General features: G+C 65.3%; 19 protein-coding genes and 1 other RNA gene. 14 read left to right on the plus strand and 6 right to left on the minus strand.

Annotation, left to right across the window (positions count from 1 at the left end):
* Positions 1–29: 29 nt before the first annotated feature.
* The gene (locus NA5_RS25335; RefSeq protein ID WP_062990320.1) at positions 30–1,568 is read right to left on the minus strand and encodes an alpha/beta hydrolase; all 1,539 of its coding nucleotides are present in this window, start codon (positions 1,566–1,568) and stop codon (positions 30–32) included.
* A gap of 169 nt (positions 1,569–1,737) precedes the next feature.
* Between NA5_RS25335 and panB the strand changes: the two genes are divergently transcribed.
* A complete protein-coding gene (gene panB, locus NA5_RS25340) occupies positions 1,738–2,595 on the plus strand; it encodes a 3-methyl-2-oxobutanoate hydroxymethyltransferase (RefSeq protein WP_062990476.1) in 858 nt (285 codons plus the stop codon).
* A 7-nt stretch (positions 2,596–2,602) separates the two neighbouring features.
* Positions 2,603–3,457, plus strand: a complete 855-nt coding sequence (locus NA5_RS25345; RefSeq protein ID WP_157110621.1) for a hypothetical protein — start codon at positions 2,603–2,605, stop codon at positions 3,455–3,457.
* Here NA5_RS25345 and NA5_RS42405 read toward each other — a convergent pair.
* Positions 3,444–3,767 (minus strand): hypothetical protein, encoded by a 324-nt coding sequence (locus NA5_RS42405; RefSeq protein ID WP_245672387.1) that lies wholly within the window; start codon positions 3,765–3,767, stop codon positions 3,444–3,446. The genes NA5_RS25345 and NA5_RS42405 overlap by 14 nt on opposite strands.
* On the opposite strand from NA5_RS42405, the gene NA5_RS42410 reads away from it, so the two are divergent.
* From NA5_RS42410 to NA5_RS25360, 3 genes are read left to right on the plus strand one after another with little or no spacing between them, the layout of a single operon-like run.
* Positions 3,766–3,996 (plus strand): hypothetical protein, encoded by a 231-nt coding sequence (locus NA5_RS42410; protein WP_245672388.1) that lies wholly within the window; start codon positions 3,766–3,768, stop codon positions 3,994–3,996. The two genes, NA5_RS42405 and NA5_RS42410, sit on opposite strands and share 2 nt — an antisense overlap.
* On the plus strand, positions 3,996–4,958 hold the full coding sequence (gene pip / locus NA5_RS25355) for a prolyl aminopeptidase (RefSeq protein WP_062990325.1): 963 nt from the start codon (positions 3,996–3,998) through the stop codon (positions 4,956–4,958). The genes NA5_RS42410 and pip overlap by 1 nt, the downstream gene beginning before the upstream one ends.
* Positions 4,959–4,960: 2 nt before the next feature.
* Positions 4,961–5,920 carry a CHAD domain-containing protein gene (locus NA5_RS25360; RefSeq protein WP_062990327.1) on the plus strand — a complete coding sequence of 320 codons (960 nt, stop codon included), beginning with the start codon at positions 4,961–4,963 and terminating at the stop codon, positions 5,918–5,920.
* Here NA5_RS25360 and NA5_RS25365 read toward each other — a convergent pair.
* Both NA5_RS25365 and NA5_RS25370 read right to left on the minus strand, forming a co-directional pair.
* On the minus strand, positions 5,905–6,771 hold the full coding sequence (locus tag NA5_RS25365) for an alpha/beta fold hydrolase (RefSeq protein ID WP_062990329.1): 867 nt from the start codon (positions 6,769–6,771) through the stop codon (positions 5,905–5,907). The two genes, NA5_RS25360 and NA5_RS25365, sit on opposite strands and share 16 nt — an antisense overlap.
* Before the next feature lie 194 nt (positions 6,772–6,965).
* Positions 6,966–7,853: an alpha/beta hydrolase gene (locus NA5_RS25370; protein WP_062990331.1), complete on the minus strand. Its 888-nt coding sequence runs from the start codon at positions 7,851–7,853 to the stop codon at positions 6,966–6,968.
* A gap of 107 nt (positions 7,854–7,960) precedes the next feature.
* Between NA5_RS25370 and rnpB the strand changes: the two genes are divergently transcribed.
* An RNA gene (rnpB, locus tag NA5_RS25375) (RNase P RNA component class A) lies at positions 7,961–8,376 on the plus strand.
* Between the two features lie 92 nt (positions 8,377–8,468).
* Positions 8,469–9,374 (plus strand): slipin family protein, encoded by a 906-nt coding sequence (locus tag NA5_RS25380; protein ID WP_062990333.1) that lies wholly within the window; start codon positions 8,469–8,471, stop codon positions 9,372–9,374.
* 189 nt (positions 9,375–9,563) lie between these two features.
* Here NA5_RS25380 and NA5_RS25385 read toward each other — a convergent pair whose 3' ends face one another.
* Positions 9,564–9,947, minus strand: a complete 384-nt coding sequence (locus NA5_RS25385; protein ID WP_062990335.1) for a hypothetical protein — start codon at positions 9,945–9,947, stop codon at positions 9,564–9,566.
* Positions 9,948–10,376: 429 nt separating this feature from the next.
* Here NA5_RS25385 and NA5_RS25390 point away from each other — a divergent pair, with 429 nt between their 5' ends.
* Together NA5_RS25390 and NA5_RS39530 are read left to right on the plus strand one after the other, a co-directional pair.
* Complete coding sequence (locus tag NA5_RS25390; RefSeq protein WP_062990337.1) at positions 10,377–10,709, plus strand: hypothetical protein; 333 nt, start codon at positions 10,377–10,379, stop codon at positions 10,707–10,709.
* A gap of 13 nt (positions 10,710–10,722) precedes the next feature.
* On the plus strand, positions 10,723–12,483 hold the full coding sequence (locus NA5_RS39530) for an RNB domain-containing ribonuclease (RefSeq protein WP_084484404.1): 1,761 nt from the start codon (positions 10,723–10,725) through the stop codon (positions 12,481–12,483).
* Between the two features lie 526 nt (positions 12,484–13,009).
* Here NA5_RS39530 and NA5_RS25400 read toward each other — a convergent pair.
* A complete protein-coding gene (locus NA5_RS25400) occupies positions 13,010–13,249 on the minus strand; it encodes a hypothetical protein (protein WP_062990338.1) in 240 nt (79 codons plus the stop codon).
* Positions 13,250–13,426: 177 nt separating this feature from the next.
* Here NA5_RS25400 and NA5_RS25405 point away from each other — a divergent pair, with 177 nt between their 5' ends.
* The 5 genes from NA5_RS25405 (at position 13,427) to NA5_RS25425 (ending at position 16,852) form a co-directional block, all read left to right on the plus strand.
* Positions 13,427–13,807, plus strand: a complete 381-nt coding sequence (locus NA5_RS25405; RefSeq protein ID WP_245672389.1) for a hypothetical protein — start codon at positions 13,427–13,429, stop codon at positions 13,805–13,807.
* Positions 13,776–14,306 carry a DUF6879 family protein gene (locus NA5_RS25410; protein ID WP_062990340.1) on the plus strand — a complete coding sequence of 177 codons (531 nt, stop codon included), beginning with the start codon at positions 13,776–13,778 and terminating at the stop codon, positions 14,304–14,306. The genes NA5_RS25405 and NA5_RS25410 overlap by 32 nt, the downstream gene beginning before the upstream one ends.
* Complete coding sequence (locus NA5_RS25415; RefSeq protein ID WP_063813572.1) at positions 14,303–15,202, plus strand: helix-turn-helix domain-containing protein; 900 nt, start codon at positions 14,303–14,305, stop codon at positions 15,200–15,202. The genes NA5_RS25410 and NA5_RS25415 overlap by 4 nt, the downstream gene beginning before the upstream one ends.
* A gap of 118 nt (positions 15,203–15,320) precedes the next feature.
* Entirely contained in the window at positions 15,321–15,824 is a 504-nt protein-coding gene (locus NA5_RS25420) for a TrmH family RNA methyltransferase (protein ID WP_281201754.1), read from the plus strand.
* A 44-nt stretch (positions 15,825–15,868) separates the two neighbouring features.
* A complete protein-coding gene (locus NA5_RS25425; protein WP_062990344.1) occupies positions 15,869–16,852 on the plus strand; it encodes a YncE family protein in 984 nt (327 codons plus the stop codon).
* Positions 16,853–16,856 lie beyond the last annotated feature (4 nt).

Below are 16,856 nucleotides of genomic sequence, written 5' to 3' on the forward strand. Positions count from 1 at the left end.
CTTCGGCGCGGCGTCGGCGCGAGCGGGGGTCAGCAGGTCAGACCGGCCGCGGGGACCTTCAGATCGGTGAGGTAGGAGATCACCGCGTCGTCGAGGCATTGGTCACCGGCGACCAATGCCGCGGTGTGTCGGGTGCCCTTGTAGGTGATCAGCGCGGCGCCCAGCTGGTCGGCCAGATCGACACCGGCCTGGTACGGCGTCGCGGGATCCTCGGTGGTCGACACCACCACCGTCTTCGGCAGACCCGGCGCCGAAACCTTGTGTGGCGTGCTGGTGTTCGGCACCGGCCAGACGGCGCACAATTCCAGCGGTGCGGTCCCGGTGCCGCGGCCGTCGTCCAGGAACGGCGCCGCCTTGCGGTATTCGGTGTCCTGGCGGCCCGCCACGGCGCGATCGTTGATCGGCGGATCGTCGACGCAGCGGATGGCGTTGAAGGCCTCCTGCGTGTTGTCGTAGCTGCCGTCGTCACGGCGACCGTCGTATAGATCGGCGAGCTTCAACAGCGTGTCGCCACGCCCGTCGCGCAATTCGGACAGGCCGATGGTGAGCACCTTCCAGAAATCATCGGAGTAGAGCGCCTGCTGCACGCCGGTGATGGCGTCGCCGTAGCTGAGTCCGCGCGGATCGGTGGTCGCGGCCGGTTTGGTCTCCAGCGGATTCACCAGCGCGCGGAACCTCGCGACCGCCTGAGCCGGATCGGTGCCGAGCGGGCAGTCCGCCTGCTTGGCGCATTCCGCGGCGTAGGCCTCGAAGGCCTGCTGGAAACCGGCCGCCTGCCGCAGCGATTCCTGGATCGGATCCTGCGAGGAGTCCACCGCGCCGTCGAGCACCAGCGCGCGCACATTGTCCGGGAACTTCTCGGCGTAGGCGGAGCCGAGCTTGGTGCCGTAGGAGTAGCCGAGATAACTGAGCTTCGGATCGCCGAGGACCGCGCGGATCACGTCCATGTCCTGTACCACCTCGCGGGTGCCGACATGGGCCAGGAAGTCGGTGCCGGTGCGCTCGACGCAGTGGCCGACGAACTGACGGTTCTCGTCTTCGGCCTTGGCGATGCCGTCCGGGGTGTTGTCGGTCGGCGGTTCGGCGCGTTCGGCGTCGTTCTGCTGCGGGGTCAGGCAGGCGACGGTCGGGATCGAGGAGCCGACACCGCGTGGATCGAAACCGACCCGGTCGAAACGCTCGGCCAGCGGCGTCTTGCCCGCGATGCCCGCCATCGACAAACCCGATACACCCGGCCCACCCGGATTGAGCAGCAGTGAGCCGATCCGCTTGCCGCTGGCCGGAATTCGGGCCAGCGCGATCTGCGCGGTCGCGCCGTCGGGCTTGGCGTAGTCGACGGGCACGGTGATGCGAGTGCATTCGGTATTCGGGGCGAGGCGGTCGTCCGGTGACCCGAAATCGTCGCAGGAGCCCCAGTTCGCGGTCTGGCTGTAGAACTTCTCGAGCCCTGCGGGCGTGGTGGGCATCGCACTGCCCGCCTCGTCCCCGGACGCGCTGCATCCGGCCGCCACCAACGCCAACGCCACCGCGACCAGCACCCCACGCGCCCCGCTCCGCACCACAGACATGGGGAAGATCCTGGCATGCCTGCCCCAATCGTCGCGCTGGGGCATGCGATGTGACCAATTGCACCGCTTATGGCCTTAAACGGGCCGCGCGGGCGGTGCACACTGGATTCGTCACACAAACCCGGGGACCCGCACGGGCCTCGAGGCGACAACCACGAAAGGGACGATGATGTCCGTATCCGAATCGGAAACCCCTGCCTACGGCGCTGCCCCGGCGGCTGCCAAGCCGACCAAGCGCAAGACGCGGGTACCTCATCTGCAGCAGATGAAGACCGATGGCGAGAAGTGGTCGATGTTGACCGCCTACGACTATTCCTCCGCTCGCATCTTCGAAGAGGCCGGAATTCCGGTCCTGCTGGTGGGTGATTCCGCCGCCAACGTCGTCTACGGCTACGACACCACCGTGCCGATCACCGTCGACGAGCTCATCCCGCTGGTGCGCGGTGTGGTCCGTGGTGCACCGCATGCGCTGGTGGTGGCCGATCTGCCGTTCGGCACCTACGAATCCTCGCCGCAGCAGGGGCTGGCCACCGCGACCCGGTTCATGAAGGAGGGCGGTGCGCACGCGGTCAAGCTGGAGGGCGGTGAGCGGGTCGCCGAGCAGATCGCGCTGATCACATCGGCCGGTATCCCGGTGATGGCGCATATCGGTTTCACTCCGCAGAGCGTCAATACCCTCGGCGGTTTCCGGGTGCAGGGACGTGGCGACGGCGCCGAGCAGCTCATCGCCGACGCCATCGCGGTGCAGGAGGCCGGTGCGTTCTCCGTGGTGATGGAGATGGTGCCCGCCGAACTGGCCGGACAGGTGACCCGCAAGCTGACCATTCCGACCGTCGGCATCGGCGCGGGCGCCGAATGCGATGCGCAGGTGCTGGTTTGGCAGGATATGGCGGGCTACACCAGCGGCAAGACCGCCAAGTTCGTCAAGCGGTTCGGCCGGATCGGCGATGAATTGCGTTGCGCCGCAGCAGCTTACGCCGATGAGGTACGGCGCGGAACCTTCCCGGGCCCCGAGCACAGCTTCTGAGTTCGCGATGACGAGCCGAGCAGTGCACGCGCCAGCGGCGCTGCTCGGCCAACCTGTGCAACCGATGCTCGAATGGGCCACCGGCGTTCTCACCGATCACGGCGTGAAAATCGTTGGGACACCGGAGGAAACGCGACGGCGGGCGTGGTCGTTGATCGTGCGCATACCGACCGAGGCGGGTCCGATGTGGTTGAAGGCCAACGCCCGTGCCGGTGCGCACGAGGGTCCGCTGTTGCAGGCATTGGCCCGGTTGCGGCCCGGTAGTGTGCTCGAACCGCTTGCGGTGCAACCGGATCGGGGCTGGATACTCAGTCCCGACGGCGGTGCCACCGCGCGGGATTCCACGGCCGCGTGGACCGAATTGGTCCGCCGCTACGCCGAGCTCCAGTTCGCGATGGGCGATCACATCGATGAACTGCGCGACACCGGCACACCATATCTGCCACCACCCCAACTGATCACGGTGTATCGGCATTTCGAGCCGCGCGTGCCCGGCCTCGGCGCGGCGATCACCGAAGCCGCCGCGGCACTCACCGAATTCGGCAGGCTGAGCATCGAGCACAATGATCTGCAGCCGGGCAATGTGTTCACCGATTCGGACAGGCTGTTCGACTGGGGTGATGCCGTGATCACCCACCCGCTGCTGTCCTGGCGGGTGCTGCGTGGTCCGCACCGTGCCGAATACCTGGACCGGTGGCGGCAGGCCAGCGCCGTTACCGACGCCGAAATCGTCCTCGCCGACCGGCTGGCACCGCTGGTCGCCCTGCATCCTTGGCGCACCATCGACGCGTCGCCACCGCGGTTCGCGCGCTTCCTGCACGGCTTGCTCGACGATCTGCGCGCGGGCTTCAGCCGGGTTTGATCAGTGTCGTCCGGCAAACTGGTGCGGGCCAGGCGCGGCAAATAATGGCAGACTCGAAGCCGACAATGCCGACACGAGCAGAGGTACCGATGCCGCAACCCCGTTGGATTTCACGCAGCACGCTTGTGGTGGCGGGTATTTTCGCCGCTGTCGCGCTCACCGCCTGCGGAAGCGACTCCAGCCCGGCGCCCACCGGCAGCTCGAGCTCGACCACCGGGTCGGCGACGGCCACCAGCGCGGGCAAGACCACCAGCGCACCGACGACGACCCTGGAGATCTCCGACGCGTCGGCCACCCAGCTGTGCGACATGATCCGCCCCGAGCTGTCCAATTGGCGGGTGCAGGGTCCGACGTTGGGCCGCATCGGACTCAACGCACTGGTGCACGAATGGGCGCTGCGCAATGGCGGCATCAACGGCCATGTGCTCGCCGATAAGGCGATGATCGACCGGATCACCACCAAGAGCTGCGCCGATGTGCACCAGCAGGCGATCGAGGCGCTGGGACTTCCCGATCTGGCTTCGGGAATCGCCTTCTGATGCGAACTCTTTACCCCGCGATCGAGCCGTACGACACCGGCATGCTCGACGTCGGCGCAGGCCAAGCCGTGTACTGGGAGGTCAGCGGAAATCCGGACGGTAAGCCCGTGGTGTTCCTGCACGGCGGACCCGGTGGCGGCACCGAACCGTTCCACCGACAGTTCTTCGATCCGGCCGCCTACCGGATCGTGCTGTTGGATCAGCGCGGTTGCGGACGGTCCACCCCGCATATCGCGGACGGGGCGAGTCTGGCGACCAATACCACCGCTCACCTGATCGCCGATATCGAGGCGCTGCGCATCCATCTCGGCATCGATCGCTGGCAGGTATTCGGCGGCTCCTGGGGTTCCACGCTGGCGCTCGCCTATGCGCAACAGCATCCGGAGCGGGTCACCGAACTGGTGCTGCGCGGGATCTTCCTGTTGCGGCGCAAGGAAATCGACTGGTACTACAACGGTGCCGCGGGCTGCATCTACCCCGACGAGTGGGAGAAATTCCTGGCCCCGGTGCCCCATGACGAGCGCGACAGCGATCTGGTGCAGGCGTATCACCGGCTGCTGCACTCCCCCGACGAGCAGGTCGCCGAGGCCGCCGCCATCGCCTGGTCCACCTGGGAGGGCGCGACGAGTTCGCTACTGCCGCACCCTGATCGGGTGGAGGAGAGCGCCCAGCCGCGGTTCGCCCTGGCATTCGCCAGGATCGAGAACCACTACTTCATCAACGGCGGATTCCTCGACGAGGGACAGCTGCTGCGCGATCTCGACAAGATCGCGCATATCCCGGCCGTCATCGTGCAGGGACGCCACGATGTCGTCTGCCCGGCGACCAGCGCATGGGAACTGCATCGCGCCTGGCCCGGTTCGGTACTGCACATCGTCGACGACGCCGGTCATGCGGCGGCCGAACCCGGAATCGCCCACCATCTCGTCGAGGCGACCGATGGATTCGCGAAGGTGAGCTGATCATGGTCACGGCCGGAACCGCCGTCGTCGCGGCACTGCGCGACGACGTCGACCGGCTGCTGGCCGCCGAACCGGATGTCCGCGCCGACGCCTGGGATTCGGTGCACCAGATGCGGGTCGCGACACGCAGATTGCGCAGTGTGCTGCGCTCCTACCGTACGCTCTTCGAGGCCACGCCGATCGCCGAGATGCAGCGCGAACTGAAGTGGCTGGCCGATCTGCTCGGCGTGGCGCGCGATGCCGAAGTGCGGGCGGAGCGGTTCACGGCATTGCTGGCCACGCACGCGCCGCAGGATGAATTCGCCCGGCTCGCAATGGAATCCGCCGTGCCGAAGGCAGCGGGCAGCGCCTATGTGCCCGGCACCACCGAGTACGTGCGCACCGAACTGGTCGATGCGGAACGCGACCGATACCGGACCGCGCATGCGGAGGTTCTCGACGCGCTCAACCACCACCGCTATCACGCACTGCGCCACCGTCTTTCGGCCTGGCGCACCAATCCGCCCATCGATGCCGACAAATCGAAACAGCCCGCCGCCGAAGTCTTCGAACGCATCCTGCGCAAAGATCACAAGCGCCTACGGCGACTGGTCTACGCCGAACCCGCCGTCTCCCCCGCCGAGCGCGTCGAACTGCTGCACGATATCCGCAAGGGCGCCAAACGCCTGCGTTACTCGTGCGAGGGCGCGATCGATGTACTCGGCGATGCCGCAAAGGATCTCGGCACCGAAGCGAAGCGCCTACAAACCGTACTCGGCGACCACCGCGACGCCGTCGAATCCCGCGAAGCCATCCTGGCCCGCGCCGCCGAAACCCACGCCACCGGCGTCAACGCCACCATCTACGAATTGCTGGCCGACGCCGAGGAAGTCGCCGCGGGCGAAGCGCTGGCCAAATACCCCGCCGCGGCGGCGTTCGTGTCCGTAATCGGCCCACCTGGCGAAGATCAGAATGGCGAATAGCCGCTGAGAAAGTTCCGAATCAGAGGCACCACTTCGTCGAGGTGGGTCTCCAGCAGCCAATGGCCGCCGTCGAGAATATGCAGCTCGGCATCAGGATGATCGCGGTGGTAAGCGAGGGCGGCACCGGGGGGCATGTAGCCGTCGTGGCGGCCCCAGACGATCAGCGTCGGCGGACGGTGCTCGCGCAGATAGGCTTGTTGCTTGGAAAACGACGCCACCGTATGTCGTTGATCGGCCAGCAAATTCACCAGATTTTGGCGGCGCTGCGGCGTATCGGTTACCGCCCAAGCGAGCCGCCACAGGTCCGGGCTGACCCGCTCGACCAGGTCGTCCGGCAATTCCCCGACGAACTCGTGACGGAATCCCTCCTCGCTGACCGCTTCGGCCAGCTCGGCCTTGCCTTGCTCGGTCGGATTGTTCCAGAACCGCTTCAGTGGAGCGTATTTCGGGCCGTGCTGGTCTTCGTAGATGTCGCCGTTCTGCACAATCAGCCCGCGTACCTTTTCCGGCGCCGCCATCGCGAGCCGCAGTCCGAACTGGGAACCATAGTCGTGCAGGTAAATCGTGTACTCGGATAGATCGAGCACGTCAATGAAACGGCGCAGGAACTCCGAATAGCCGTCGAAGGTATAGGCGAAGTTCTCCGGTGCCGCGGAATATCCGAAGCCGGGCAGGTCGGGCGCGAGCGTGCGCCAGCGATCGGCCAGCGCAGGCATCAGATTTCGAAACTCGAACGAGGAGCAGGGGTATCCATGCGGTAGCAGCAGCACCGGGCCGTTGGGCGGCCCCGCCTCGCGGTAGAACGTCTCGATGCCGTCGATCGTGATCCAGCGATGCCGAACGTTGCTCATACGATGCCCTCCTGAGGTTTCGTGCCGTTGCCGGGCACTGCTCCGTCAGGAATGGCCCGACCTCATCCCTCTTGGCGATACCCCGATGGGGCGCCGATTCACATCTGAATGGAGCGAAGAAGGCGACTGCCCATGGCGAACTGCGCGCCGAGAAGGACGCTGCCGCGATAACCGCCAAACCACGGAACGTGGCACTAAGGCCGCAGCACCGACACCAGGAATTCGGTCTGGTCGTACACCGTCTGCTCGAAGATATCGTCGAAGTAGACATCGAAATGTCCTACCGGATAACGCTTTACGATCGCATGCTTGGTGCGTTCGGCCGCACGCAGTGTCGGCTTCGGTGGCGCGATGGTGTCGTTATCGGCGATCGCGTAGAAGACCGGCATCTTCAATGCCTTGGCCCGGCGGCCGGGAGAATCGAACAGCGTCGAGAATGCCACGCGGGCAGCGACTTTCGGTTCGTAGGTCTCGCTCTCGTCGGCGAGTCTGCCGTAACCCTCCGGCGCATCCGGCGCGCTCATCAGCGCCGCCGAACGCTTGCGACCGGCCAACCGGACACGAACGGGCTTGCGCCGGATCGGGCCGACGAGCAGATCGGTGGCCGCGATGGTGGCCACCTTGGTCAGGCTGGTCGGGCCCTTCGCCAGCGCCGATGCCAAGCCGCTGGTGAACGGTACCTGGGCGACGACAGCGGCGATGTAATCGTCGTCGGGCGCGACGGACAGCACATGACCGCCGCCGAAAGAGGTGCCCCACAGCGCAATTCGGGTCGCGTCGAAGCCGCGCAGGGTACGCGCGTAAGTGATGGCCGAGCGCCAGTCCTCGCGCTGCCTGGCGATATGTAGTAGCTGACGCGGCGCACCTTGACTGGCCCCGAAATGCCGGTAATCGAATACCAACACACCCATTCCGGCGGCGGCGAAGCGCCGGGCGTACCTATCCAGACCCATCTCCCGGTTTGCGCCGAGTCCATGCCCCATCACAACGAGCGGGCGGGGCTTGGGGATGCCAGCGGGGGGATACAGCCAGGCAGCGCAGTGCTCGCTACCCGAGGGAAAACTGACCTCGACACGTTCCATGGCACCTCACCGTACTGTTTCGGTCCGAACTATTGCCCCCCGACCGGTCACCAGGTCAGGCCAGTCAACAAGGTACCCCTTGATCAAAGTAGGCTAAACGCTGCGGACGAGTTGGCCGGGCGGCCGCGGTGATGGGAACGGGTACGTGCGTGCCGCCGCCCGTCGCCGAGGAAAGTCCGGACTCCACAGAGCAGGGCGGTTGCTAACGGCAACCCGGGGTGACCCGCGGGAAAGTGCCACAGAAAACAGACCGCCCACGATCCCTCGGGATCGTGCGGTGAGGGTGAAACGGTGCGGTAAGAGCGCACCAGCGCCCCGGGTGACCGGGGCGGCTAGGTAAACCCCGCCCGGAGCAAGGTCGAAGGTCGCATCGTTGGCGGTGCGGCTGCGCAGGTGTTCGAGGGTTGCTCGCCCGAGCCTGCGGGTGGACCGCTCGAGGCACCCGGCAACGGTGTGTCCAGATGGATGGCCGTCACCCGGTGTGAACCGGGGACAGGATCCGGCTTACAGGTCAACTCGTCCGCCCCTGCAATCCGGTGCTCGCCGGTGCCATGATGGAAGTGGACCGCCGAGCCGGAATTCGGCGCGGTCAGGCACTTCGCACGGGGTGTAGCCATGGATATTCTTACCGTTATCGGGGCGATTTTCGGGGTGGGGGCGATCGCGGGCGGGGTGCTCACCGCGATGAGCGCGCGCATAGTCGCCCAATACGAAAAGGGGCTGGTGTTCCGGTTCGGCCGGGTAGTCGGAACCCGAGAACCCGGACTGCGCATGCTGATTCCGTTCATCGACCGGATGCGCAAGGTCTCCACGCAGATCGTCACCATGCCGGTACCCGCGCAGGACGGCATCACCCGCGACAATGTGACGGTGCGCGTCGACGCCGTGGTCTATTTCCGGGTGATCGACCCGGTCTGCGCGGTAGTCGAGGTGCAGAACTATTTGTTCGCGGTGGGGCAGGTGGCGCAGACGTCCTTGCGTTCGATCATCGGAAAGAGTGATCTGGACAGCCTGTTGTCCAATCGTGAGGAGCTGAACAAGGGGTTGGAGATCATGATCGATAGCCCGGCGCTCAGCTGGGGCATCCATATCGATCGGGTGGAGATCAAGGATGTGTCGATACCGGATTCACTGAAGCGCTCGATGTCGCGGCAGGCCGAGGCGGAACGGGAACGGCGGGCGCGGGTGATTTCCGCCGAGGGCGAATTGCAGGCCTCGAAGAAGTTGGCGCAGGCGGGCGCGCAGATGGCGGAATCGCCCGCGTCACTGCAGCTGCGATTGCTGGAGACCGTGGTTCAGGTTGCGGCGGAAAAGAATTCGACATTGGTGCTGCCGTTCCCGGTGGAGTTGCTGCGGTTCCTGGAACGCGGTACGCCGTCCGGGACGACCAGCACCGACACCGCGGCCGAGCCCACCCCGACCGCATCCGAATCCACACCGGAGATCAGCTCGCCCGAGCCGACACCCACGCTGGGTCAGAGCAACACGCCCGTAGCCGAACAAGATGGAATGCGCCCGTAACACGACGGGCGTATACCGATACGGGTACGGCAGTGATTGCGCCGCACGACCGCATCGGAACAACGTAAGGAAGCCGGGCCGATGTCCATACTGATTCCCGTGATCGCGATCATCATCATGATCACCGTGGGGTATGTATTGAAATACCTGCCCAATTACTTACCGTGGCTGAAGGATTGAAATTTCTGCTCAGCAGAGCATCTTCGCCATCTGATAGATCGCCTGGGCCTCTTCCTTGGAGGCCTCGGTGGTGGCGCCCTTCGTGCGCTTGATTACGTTCTGGACGACCTCGTCCTCGCCCTTGCCGTCCTTGATGTCCTTGCAGGTCTCGACCAGGATGTCGCGGATCTTGGTGTCGTCTTTGCCCTCGGCGAGCTTGGGGAAGGCGCTGCGGTAGCTGACGACGAACGTCCCCGCCTTGACGTTGTCCAACGTCTCGCCGCCCGCGGACTTGGCCGCCGAGGTCGTCGCGGAAGCTGGCGCGGCGGAAGAGTCTTTGTCATCGCCGCAACCGGCAAGGAGCAGGGCTAATACAGCGGAGCTCGCCGCGATTGCGGCAGTAGTTCTGGTCACGCAGCGGGATGCTAGCGGCACTTGGGAAACGTCGCCTCCCGTGTGGTTAACGGAAGGCGACGAAGACCGCATCGTTGACGGTGAGGTCAGAGCGGGTTGACCATGAAAACCTGAGCCCAATACGCCGCCTGCTCAGGACCGAGCAGCGGCATCAGGTAATCGAAAAGAATCGTTGACATCAGTGGATAACTCCCAATTGTCGACGTACGGGTCACTTGCGAATGTGCGGGAAAAGCTCGATCCCGCCACGCCGGGGAACCCTAGCAGCCGGGCTGTGACGCCGCCGGGTTCGGCGTGTCCGGCATGGCGATTCGGGTGGAGCTGGCCTAGAACGTGAGCGACGTCATAGAGTAGGCGCCGTTGGTAAGACCCGATGCCGGTCCGCCACGAAACTCACATTCTTCGATCACGGAAGCAGGTCACAACTCTATGCGGATTGTTCGTTCACTGGTCGCCGGTGCGCTGATCGCCGGGGCCGCATCGGTTTTCGCCATGCTGGGAACCGGGTCCGCCTCGGCGGTCGCGGTCACCCCACTGGCGGGTGGAGTCCAGGTCGATCTCAACTCGGCCGACACCGCCTGGGTGCACCAGAACCACATCGGGCAGACCATCGCCGGTCTGCCGCATCCGTCGGCGGCTTCATTCGGCCAGGCGCTGGACGCCGCGGCGGACGTTTCCGCCAGCGTCCCGGGTGGACGCGTGACCTTTACCGTGTACGGCCCGCTCAATGAATTGAACGGCACCATGCTGGCACTGCAGTAGCGACTGCGACAGCGTGGAACTCCACCAGCGGATCGTGTCGGCGCCGGTCGATTTCGGCGCCATTCGATCCGAATTCGGATTGGCCTCGGCGTATCCCGCCGAGGCCACCGCGGCGGCCCGCGACGCGATCGACGCGTTCGCGGGCGCTCGCGCCGATCGCACCGATATTCCATTCGTCACCATCGACCCGCCCGGCGCCATGGATCTGGACCAGGCGGTGCATATCGAACACACCTCTTCCGGTTTCACCGTCCATTACGCGATCGCCGATGTCGGCGCCGTAATAGATCCCGCGGGCCCGCTGGCCCGGGAAGCGGGCGTGCGCGGCCAGACCTTCTATCTCCCCGACGGCACCGTGCCGCTGCACCCGCCGATCCTTTCGGAGAATTCCGCGAGCCTGCTGCCCGACCAGAACAGGCCCGCCGCCCTGTGGACCATCGAATGCGATGAGAACGCCGAACCGCAGCGGTTCTCGGTGATCCGAGCGACCGTGCGTTCGCGGGCTCGACTCGACTACGCGAGCGTCCAGGCCGACGCCGACGCGAACCGCCTGCATCCCTCGATCGCGGCCCTGCCGGAATTCGGCAAGCGGCGCATCGAGGCCGGGCTGGCCCGCGGCGCGATCGGGCTGCGCCTGCCCGCCCAGAGCGTTATCCGTGACGACAAGGCCGTCGGCCACTGGCGTCTGGTAGTGGAACCGCGCACCGCCGCCGATGACTGGAACGAACAGATTTCCCTGCTGACCGGCATGTGTGCGGCGCGAATCATGTTGAACGGCAGTGCATCCGACAGTGCGCCCAGTGTCGGTGAGCGGATCGCATTGCTGCGGACCATGCCGCCGCCCGCTGAATCGGCGATCGATTCGATGCGCAGGACTGCTGCGGCGCTGGGCGTCGACTGGCCTGCGGATCAATCCGTTGGGCGGATGTTGGCCGGGCTCGATCCGAATGCGCCTGCGACGTTGGTGTTGATGTCCGAGGCGACCGGGTTGCTGCGTGGTGCCGGATATACCGTGCTCGATGGGGCTGTCGCAGGGGCGAATGGGTCTGGGGCGGGTCGTTCGGCGGGTGCGCCATCGGCAGGCGGTGTGCGGTCGGCGGTCGGTGCGGAGCTGGAGGGGGATTCGCGGTCGGCAGGCGATTCCCAGTCACTGGGTGGCGTGGGCTCGCCGGGCGGCGCGGACTGGCCGGACAGGGCCGGTTCTGTCGGCGGCGTCGCCACGTCAGGCGGCCCGGGCGCGGTCGACCGCAAGGGCTCGGCAGGCACTAGAGGTGGGGTGGTTAGCGCGGGGCCGGGTGGTGGGCGAACCGGTGCCAAGCCAACGAGTAACCCGCAAACCGTGAACAACCTGCAGCACAGCGCGATCGGCGCACCCTACGCACACGTCACCGCACCGCTGCGCCGCCTCGCCGACCGTTTCGCCACCGAGATCTGCCTCGCCCGATGCGCCGGAACCGAAGTCCCGCAATGGGTCCGCGATGGTCTGGTCCCCACCGCCGAGTCGATGAAGCGCAGCGACAGCCTCGCAGGCAAGGTGGAACGCGCCTGCATCGACCTCACCGAATCAACCCTGCTCGCCGAACGCAACGGCGCGATCTTCGAAGCCGTAGTAGTACGCGAAGCCAACGGCACCCGCCCCGCCGAGGTCTTCATCGCCGACCCACCGGTAGTCGGCCCCTGCATCGGCGCACCCCCGGAAGGCGAACAAGTCCAGGTCCGCCTAGTCGCCGCCGACCCCACCACCCGCAAGATCAGCTTCGGATACCCCATCTGACGCTTCTCCTCGACGCACCATCCACGTCCACGAAACGCATTGCCGCCCAATGGGTAGGTCTCCACAAGCGGCACCTTGATCACGTCGCCCACCTGTACCAACTGCTCGAGCACCTCGCCGCCGAGCGGCAGTCCGGCCGCCCCCACACCGGCAGCAAGCCCCGGCGAAGACCAAGGCCAATTCAGATCACGGCCACATGGCCGTACGACTTTGGTTCGTCAGATTCCGAGAGACGCGTCCATCTGCTGCCTGCGCCGAAAATCAGCATCGCGCCAAGCGCTGCGATGATGACGCTTGGCCGAGAAAGTTGTACCGCAACCCTTTCCCTTTCCGAATAACCCTGACCAGCGGGGAGCCGATCAGTACTCCCGTGAGGCGTCGGGCTTCATCCCGCCCGTGTCCTCATGTTCGATCCGTTCGCGGATTCTCCTGACGGTGCGGTCCTTCGGTATCCGTTCCGGCCACACGATCGCTCCGACCGTTACCGCCAGCGGCAATCCGATCGCGACGACCCAACCGAACGCGATCACGGCAGGGCTCGGAGCAGTCGCAGCACCGTGGCGCACGTCTCGGCACCGGCTGGCTCGAATGGTCCACTCGACGGGGCTATCTCCGCAGCACCCGGAACCCGTTGCGGTAGCACACGATCGGCGGGAGACCACAACTCCAGGTACACCCCCGGACCGTCGTCCCCGTCCCCGGCGCCGTAGTCGGCGACCTCCAACAACCCGCCTGGGAACACGAACAGTCGTGTACGCCTGTCCATCTCGACTCCTGTAGTCGCGGTATTAGTAGGCACCCGTGACCGGTTGGCGTCACATGCCACGGGGGCCACGTCCGAAGCTACGAACTGGAAGCCCTTGCAAGCCATGAACTTGCCACTATTTGCCAGGATTGGTCAGAATTATCTCGAAACATGCCGACTCGAGGGAACATACAAGCAGTGCCCGCCAAACGCGGCACCCAGCAAGAGAGGATCGCGACCATGTCCTTACGGTTCCTCGGCAAAGGCGGCTCGGATAGGAACGGATGCCCGTCGCTGTTCGCCAAAGACAACTCATACGTGGTAGCGGGATGGCGAACCGGCCGACCTGAAACAGTCGAAATCCCCCATCTGCTAACCGGTTTCGCTGAACCGGACACGTTCATCGGAGCGATGATGACCGATACCGGGCGTGGAACGTTCACTCTCACGGGTCGGCCGATCACCGATTCGGAGACGCTCGTCGAGCTGGACCTGGCCGACGATGAGACCGCTATCGAAACTCCGAAGTCAGAAAGGACGTTCTACGGTGCTACTGCGGCAAGGCGACCCTTGGCCTGACCTGTTCCGTCAATGCCAGCGCGAAGCGTTCCACCTCGAGCTCAAGGACGTATACGCGGAGCCGCACGAGTCCGAACCCCTGCGCCGTTTCTTGGACGGCAAGCCCGATACATCCGATCCGTCGCCGGAGTGGCGGGCGCTCGTGCGGGAGACAACCGGGCGGGGCGTCGCGATGAGTCGTATTCGCGTGGTCACGGTCCCGCTGACCGACTACCAACGGTGGCTGTTGTCGGTAACCAAGTACAACGTCGACGCTGGTGACGACATTCGGTATATACCTCGGCATCTGGTCGAGTCCGACGAAATGCCCACCGACGATTGGTGGCTGTTCGACGGCCGACTGGTCGTGTTCAATGTGTCGGATGAAGACGGCAAGCCCAGAGAACCGGTCAGTACCATTGATCCGGGTATCGCGGGATACTGTCGAGCGGTGAAACTGCGGCTTTGGGAATTGGCAACACCGTATTCGGAGTTCAGAAGCGTGCATGCCGACCAGTGACCGATAGCGTCCACGAAGCACGTGAGTCACTCGGTCGACGACTTCGTGAAATCCGCCGACATGCTGGACTGACCGCGCGCCAGCTCGCCTCGATGGCGGGCTGGCACGAGTCGAAGGTCTCGCGATTCGAGCGTGGCGTACGGAGCCCTTCAGAGGCAGATCTCAGGGTCTACTGCCAGCATGCGGGCGCGACCGATCAACTGGCCGATCTCATTGCCACCCTGAACGCGGTTGACATTGCGTACGTCGAATGGCGGCGTCTACTGAGTTCGGGAACCAAACAGCGGCAACAGGTCTCGGTGAAGCTTGCCCAGAAGGCCACGCTGACACGGATATATCAGCCGACCATCGTTCCCGGCATCCTGCAAACAGCAGAGTATGCCGAAGCGATCCTGCGGGATGTCGTCGAGTTCGAGCGAATACCCGATGACGTCGAGGCGGGCGTAGCACAGCGACTGGAGCGGCAGCAGTTTCTTTACAAGGGGCAACGGAAGTTCCGGATCGTCATCGCTGAGCAAGTCCTCGCAACGACGGTGGGCGACGACCAAGTGATGGCGGGCCAGTTGGACCGGCTACTTGCGGTCACGGGATTGCCGCGGGTGGCGTTCGGAATTATTCCGGCTCATGCCATGCCGCCGCTGACGGCCCCGAACTTCATTATGTTCGATGACCGCGTCGTCATGGTCGAGGGCATCAGTGCCGAGCAAACCATCACTCAACCGCGTGAGGTTGCGGTATACGCCCGAGCGTTCGACAGACTTGCCCGGCAATCCGTCACAGGGGGGTCGGCTCGGGCACTGATCACGAACGCGCTCGAAAAGCGCACGAGCAATCTGGACGCGGCACAAGATCCCGGGACCGGTACGCTGGGGCGATACGGTCGGTTGTCAGGATGACCGCCCACGTCGATGGCTCGGATGCGCCGCGAAGCATCTCCGTGATGGAATTCGTTGTCTGCCAAGACTTCCGCCCCCTCGGGAAGGGTATTCCCGCGCGCCGGTGACGGCGGCGCGGGTGCGTACCCGCCCCGAGATCCGCCGCCAGCGCCGTCCGCGTTCGCACGGCTGTTGGAATCATCTACTCGCGGCACCGCTTTGGCCCAAGCACGGTGTCAACCTCGGCACTTTGCTCCGCACGTGTGATGCGGTCGGTGCGTGTATGGCGGTGCCGCGGCGGCCGTGGGTGCCGGATGCGCTCAACCAAGGCAACACGCTGCGGCACCGTCAGTGCGTGCATTGGATCGACGGGCGGGTCGATCGGTGGCTGCAGCGTCAGCGCGATGGGGGTTCGGCGATAGTGGGCGTCGAGCTGACCGACGAGTCCATTCGGCTCGCGGATCTGCCCGTCGCCCGCAAACGCACCGTCGTCGTGCTCGGCCACGAGTCCACCGGTATCCCACCCGAAGGGCTGGAACTGCTGGATATGGCCGTCGAGATCCCGATGGTCGGCACCGGACACAGCCTCAATGTGGCCGTCGCCGGATCCCTGGTGCTCTACAAACTCGCGGGTCTGTGCTGAGTTGACTAGCGTGAAACCCACGATCACCTCCACGGGAGGCTCGGATGTGGCGAATGGTCCTTGCCTGCGCGGTTGTCATGGTGGCGACCGGGTGCGGTACCTCCGCGCCGTCCGACGCACTGCCGCTGCGTCAGGTCGGACAGCTCGATTTGCCCGGTACGGCAGTGCGATTCGACTATACGAGCCTCGATGCCGGATCCGGCCTGCTGTGGGTGGCGCATATGGGTGCGGGCGCGGTTGTCGAGGTCGATATTCGAGCGCATCGGGTGGTGCGCACCATTTCGGACTTGCCGGACGTGCACGGTGTGCTGGCGGTACCACAGCGGCGGCGCACCTACGCGACCGCGACGGGACGCAACCAGCTCGCGGCCATCGATGCGGAGACCGGCACGATCCTGTGGACCACACCGACCGGCGAATATCCGGACGGACTCGCCTACGATCCGCTACGCGGTGCGGTGTGGACCACCGATCAGCGCGCCGGTACCGAGACGGTCGTCGATGCGGATACCGGAACCATCCGTGGCACGGTGTCATTGGGCGGGGAGGTCGGCAATGTGGTCTACGACGCCGATGCCGATCGCATGGTTGTCGCCGTGCAGGGCAAGGGCGATCTCGCGGTCATTGATCCGGAGACGTTCGCGGTGACCGATCGGATTCCGGTGCCGGGCTGCGCTGGACCACACGGCCAGGCACTGGACACCGCTGATCGGCTGATGTTCGTGGGGTGTGAGGACAATGCCCGTCTGGTCACGGTCGATCTCACCCAGCGGAAGGTGGTCGACGAGAACCGCGTCGGCGAAACTCCCGATGTGCTGGTCTATGACGGCTCGGCTCAGCGGCTGTATGTGGCCGCCGAGAGCGGTTGGGTGAATCTGTTCGAGCAGCGTACTGGGCATACGACCGCGCTCGGGTCGAGTCATCTCGCCGACGGCGCGCACACGGTTGCCGTCGACCCGGAAACTCATCACAGTTTCTTCCCGCTTCCGCGGGGACCAGTGCTGCTGGAGTTCGAACCGTCGCGGTAATAGT

It is taken from the genome of Nocardia anaemiae NBRC 100462 (assembly GCF_001612725.1).
Classification (GTDB): Bacteria; Actinomycetota; Actinomycetes; order Mycobacteriales; family Mycobacteriaceae; genus Nocardia; species Nocardia anaemiae.